The sequence below is a fragment of the Halomonas sp. ML-15 genome (genome assembly GCF_014779595.1).
Lineage (GTDB): Bacteria > Pseudomonadota > Gammaproteobacteria > Pseudomonadales > Halomonadaceae > Franzmannia.
In genome coordinates this window covers 2,379-6,906 of record NZ_JACXZT010000008.1, presented here as the reverse complement: position 1 = coordinate 6,906, position 4,528 = coordinate 2,379, and the positions used below count along the sequence as shown (strand labels likewise).

The following is a 4,528-nucleotide window of genomic DNA, read 5'->3' as shown; positions in this document are numbered from 1 at the left end:
GGGGCCACGATACAGTCGCCGTCGCCCTTGTAGAACCACTCCGGCTGGGCGCCGGTTTCACCGGCCGCGGGCTTGCCGCCCTCCACGCCGAGTTTGAACATGCGCATGGAGTCGGTGAGCTCCTCCTCGCTGACCTGGGCCTTGGCATGCATTGCCGAGCGGGTATCGGCGCTGCCCAGGTGCGTCAGGCCGGTGCCGGTGACCAAGCAGTGGGCCGGGTCGGGGTGGGTCAGCGGCGGCAGCAGGCGCCGCTCGTCGATCAGCGGCTGGTAGTCGAGCAGCGTATCGCCGAGGCGCGCCTCGACGACCTGGCTGAGCGGCTGGCCGGAGTCGATGGCAATGTTGGCCAGAGCATAGGTGCCGCCCGCGATGTTGATCGGGCGCACCGAGTCGGCACTTTCCACCACGGCGACTCTCAGCTGTTCCTGGTCGAGGTATTGGATCAAGCGCATGAAAGCTTCCTTATATCGTCTCAAGCATCAGTTGCCGCGCACGGCGGTGAGGTCCGGCAGCCAGGTGACCAGGCCCGGGAAGGCGATCAGAATCACCGCCATGATCAGCAGGGTCGCGTAGTAGGGCAGCATCGCCTTGACCAGTTGCTCCATGGTCACCTTGCCCACCCCGCAGCCGACGTACAGGCAGGTGCCCACCGGCGGCGTCAGCAGGCCGATGCCGAGAATGAACGCCATCAGCACCCCGAAGTAGACCGGGTCGATGCCCACCGAGGTGACGATCGGCGTCAGCATCGGCGCCATGATTACCATCGCCGGAGTCAGGTCCATCACGAAGCCCACCAGCAGCAGCAGACCGGCGACGATGAGCAGCAGCCAGAACGGATCCTGGGTGATCGACTGCACCTGCATGACCAGCGTCTGCGGCACCATGTTGATGGTCAGGAACCAGGCAATCACCGTGGCGAAGGCCAGCAGCAGCAGTACCATGCCGGTCAGCCGCGCGGTGCGGATCAGCATCCCCCACAGCTCGCGAATGTGGAATTCACGGTAGACCACCAGCGAGATGAACAGCGAGTAGAGCAGCGCTACCACCGCCGCCTCGGTGGCGGTGAAGATTCCGCCGATGATGCCGCCGATCACGATCACCGGCAGCACCATCGCCAGCCAGGCCGCCTTGAATGCCTGCCACAGCGGCTTCAGGCGGAACTTGCGGGTCTGCCCGGCGCCGCCGAAGCTGGCCATGATGAAGGTGGTGACCATCAGCCCGAAGGCGATCATCATCCCTGGCACCACGCCGGCGATAAACAGCCGGCTGATCGAGGTTTCGGTGACGATGCCGTAGAGGATCAGCGGAATCGACGGCGGGATGATGATGCCGATCACCGAGGAGACGGTGTTGATCGCCGTGGCCTGGGGACCCGAGTAGCCCTGCTGCTTCATCGACGGGATCATCATCGAGCCGGTGGCGGCGGTATCCGCCACCGCCGAGCCGCTGATGCCGCCGAAGAACATCGAGCCGGTGATTGCCACCTGACCCAGGCCGCCGCGGATAAAGCCGACCAGGGTGCCGGCCAGCTCCATCAGCCGCCGGGCGATGCCGCCGGCGCTCATCACTTCGCCGACCAGAATAAAGAACGGAATCGCCAGCAGCGGGAAGTTGTTGACCCCGCGCACCGACTGTTCGATCAGAATCGACAGGGGGATATCCGAGATCACCGCCATCACCACCGCGGCGATGCCCAGGCCAAAGGCGATCGGCAGGCCCAGGGCGAGGGAGGCGAACAGGATACCGAGAAAAATCCAGAGCATGACAGAGGACTCCTAGCGAGCGCCAAGCATCAGTTGGGCGGCGCGCCAGGCGCGCCAGATCGCGACCGCGGCGATAAAGGCCGCGCACAGCACCAGCGAGATATTGATCAGATTCCAGGGCACGCCGAGGAGTGCGGTACGCCCGGTGGAGCGGGATAGCACGAAGTAGCCGCCGACCATGATCACGAACATCAGGCCGGTGATCAGCAGGTGCTGAAGCAGATAGAGGCCGTAGGCGGCGCGCTCCGGGAGCTTGCGCAACAGCAGGTCGACGGCGATATGTTCGAAGCGCGCGAAGGCCGCCGCAGCGCCGATAAAGATCAGCCAGATAAATAGCATGCGGGCCAGCTCATCGGCCCACGGCAGTGAACGGTTGAACAGCGAGCGGCCGACCACGTTGGCCGACACCGACACGATCAGTGCCACCAGCAGGGTGGCGATCAGATGCTCCATGCCAGTGGTCAGCCAGCGAAACAGCGCCGGGCCACGGCGCTGCTCGGTATCGATCTCCAGCGGCTGGCGGCGCGGGTCGTCGAGAAATTCGGACGGATCCGGTGGTGGCGTGTGAGGGGGTTGCATAGACGCTCCAGGGGGTATGAACATGGCGCGGACCCAGAGGGCCCGCGCCAGACTCAAAGGATGCCAATAGGCACGCGCTTCAGTCGTTCATGGTCTCTTCGACGATCTGCTGGATCTCGGCGACCAGGTCCTCACCGATGCGCGGGGCCCACTCGTCGTAGACCGGCTGCACGGCTTCCTGGAAGGCGGCGATCTGATCGTCGTCGAGACGAGTGATCTGCATGCCACGCTCCTCGAGCTGATCGCGAGCCCAGTCGTCGTACTCGGTGGCCAGCTGAATCTCATAGGCCGCCGCTTCACGGGCCGCTTCCTCGACCAGTTCCTGGTAGGCCGGGTCGAGCCGGTCCCAGGTGCGCTCGGACATCATGATGATGAACGGCGTGTAGACGTGGCGGGTCTCGGAGCCGTAGTCCTGCACTTCATGGAAATTGGAGGTGAGGATGGTGCTCCAGGGGTTCTCCTGACCGTCGATCACGCCCTGCTCCATGGCCGAGAAGACCTCACCAAAGGCCATCGGCGTGGGGTTGGCGCCCAGTGCTTCCCAGATGCTCAGCTGTACAGGGTTCTCCATGGTACGAATGGTCAGGCCGCTGACATCCAGGCCGGCCACATCCTCAGGAGATTCCACCGGGCGCACGCTGTTGGTCAGCTGACGATAGCCGTTTTCGTGGTAGGCGAAGGCCTTGATGCCGGTACCCTCGAACTTGTCGAGCAGGCCCAGCGCCACATCGCTTTCGAGCACGGCCATCGCCGCTTCACGCGAGGGCAGCAGGAACGGCAGGTCGAACACCGCCAACTCCTCGACATAGGTAGTCGCCGGTGACGTCGAGGGAATGGTCATGTCCAGCGAGCCGGTCTGCAGCATCTCCATCATCTGAGCGTCGTCGCCCAGCTGGCTGTTGGGGAAGACGTCGACGCTGAGACGGCCTTCCGTGCGCTCGGAGAGGATGTCGCCGAAATACTGGGTGGAAATATATAGCGGTGAGGTCTCGGCGAGGCCCAGGCCGACGCGAATGGTGTGGGAGCCGTGGTCCTCGGTGATCACCTCGCCTTCGATGGGAGGCGGGTCGGAGAGGTCAGGCGTGTTGGCATGGGCAACGCCCAGCGAGAGCGTGGCGGTGCCTGCCAGCGTGAGGGTGCTGCGCCAGATTGCGTGCATGGCGTGAATCTCCATTGTGACGTCGTGTCGTTGTTATAGGGGTAACGCCGTGGCTTTGAGCCGCTTCGGCGTTCGCCCGTTAAATGTCGAACTTATTTCCAATTTGTTCAACATATACTTTTGTATGTGTCGACTAAGCGAGGGAAGAGGGCTACCGTCAATTCACGACATCTCGCTGGTATCAACCGAGGCGCCCATGAATTTCCAGCCTAAACGGCCCCTTCGCTCTGCTGAGTGGTTCGGCACCGCCGACAAGAACGGCTTCATGTACCGCAGCTGGATGAAGAACCAGGGCATCCCCGACCACGAGTTTCAGGGCAAGCCGATCATCGGCATCTGCAATACCTGGTCGGAACTGACGCCGTGCAATGCCCATTTCCGCAAGCTCGCCGAGCACGTCAAGCAGGGCGTGCTGGAGGCCGGCGGCTATCCCGTTGAGTTCCCGGTGTTCTCCAACGGCGAGTCGCTGCTGCGGCCCACGGCGATGTTCACCCGCAACCTGGCGAGCATGGACGTCGAGGAGGCGATCCGCGGCAATCCCCTCGACGCCGTGGTGCTGCTGGTGGGCTGCGACAAGACCACTCCGGCACTGCTGATGGGCGCGGCCAGCTGCGATATCCCGACCCTCGTGGTGACCGGCGGGCCGATGCTCAACGGCAAGCACAAGGGCAAGGATATCGGCTCCGGCACCGTGGTCTGGCAGCTCTCCGAACAGGTCAAGGCGGGGACCATCTCGCTGCACGACTTCATGGCCGCCGAGGCCGGCATGTCACGCTCGGCGGGCACCTGCAACACCATGGGCACCGCCTCGACCATGGCCTGCATGGCCGAGGCGCTGGGTACCTCGCTGCCCCACAATGCGGCGATTCCGGCGGTGGACTCGCGGCGCTACGTGCTGGCCCATCTGTCCGGCAATCGCATCGTCGAGATGGTCGACGAAGATCTCAAGCTGTCGAAGATTCTGACCCGTCAGGCCTTCGAGAACGCCATCCGTACCAACGCCGCCATCGGCGGATCGACCAACGCA

At 63.9% G+C, this 4,528-nt stretch carries 4 protein-coding genes and 1 pseudogene; 1 reads left to right on the top strand and 4 read right to left on the bottom strand.

Annotated elements, in window-relative coordinates:
* The 4 genes and pseudogenes from IEI94_RS05635 to IEI94_RS05620 all read right to left on the bottom strand — a co-directional run.
* A pseudogene (locus IEI94_RS05635) lies at positions 1 to 452 on the bottom strand (FAH family protein); the annotation flags it as partial.
* A 27-nt stretch (positions 453 to 479) separates the two neighbouring features.
* Complete coding sequence (locus tag IEI94_RS05630) at positions 480 to 1,763, bottom strand: TRAP transporter large permease (RefSeq protein WP_191166349.1); 1,284 nt, start codon at positions 1,761 to 1,763, stop codon at positions 480 to 482.
* Between the two features lie 12 nt (positions 1,764 to 1,775).
* Positions 1,776 to 2,342 carry a TRAP transporter small permease gene (locus IEI94_RS05625; protein WP_191166348.1) on the bottom strand — a complete coding sequence of 189 codons (567 nt, stop codon included), beginning with the start codon at positions 2,340 to 2,342 and terminating at the stop codon, positions 1,776 to 1,778.
* A gap of 79 nt (positions 2,343 to 2,421) precedes the next feature.
* Complete coding sequence (locus IEI94_RS05620) at positions 2,422 to 3,501, bottom strand: TRAP transporter substrate-binding protein (protein WP_191166347.1); 1,080 nt, start codon at positions 3,499 to 3,501, stop codon at positions 2,422 to 2,424.
* 196 nt (positions 3,502 to 3,697) lie between these two features.
* Here IEI94_RS05620 and IEI94_RS05615 point away from each other — a divergent pair.
* Positions 3,698 to 4,528: dihydroxy-acid dehydratase (locus IEI94_RS05615; RefSeq protein WP_191166352.1), on the top strand; the 831-nt coding region annotated here is incomplete at its 3' end.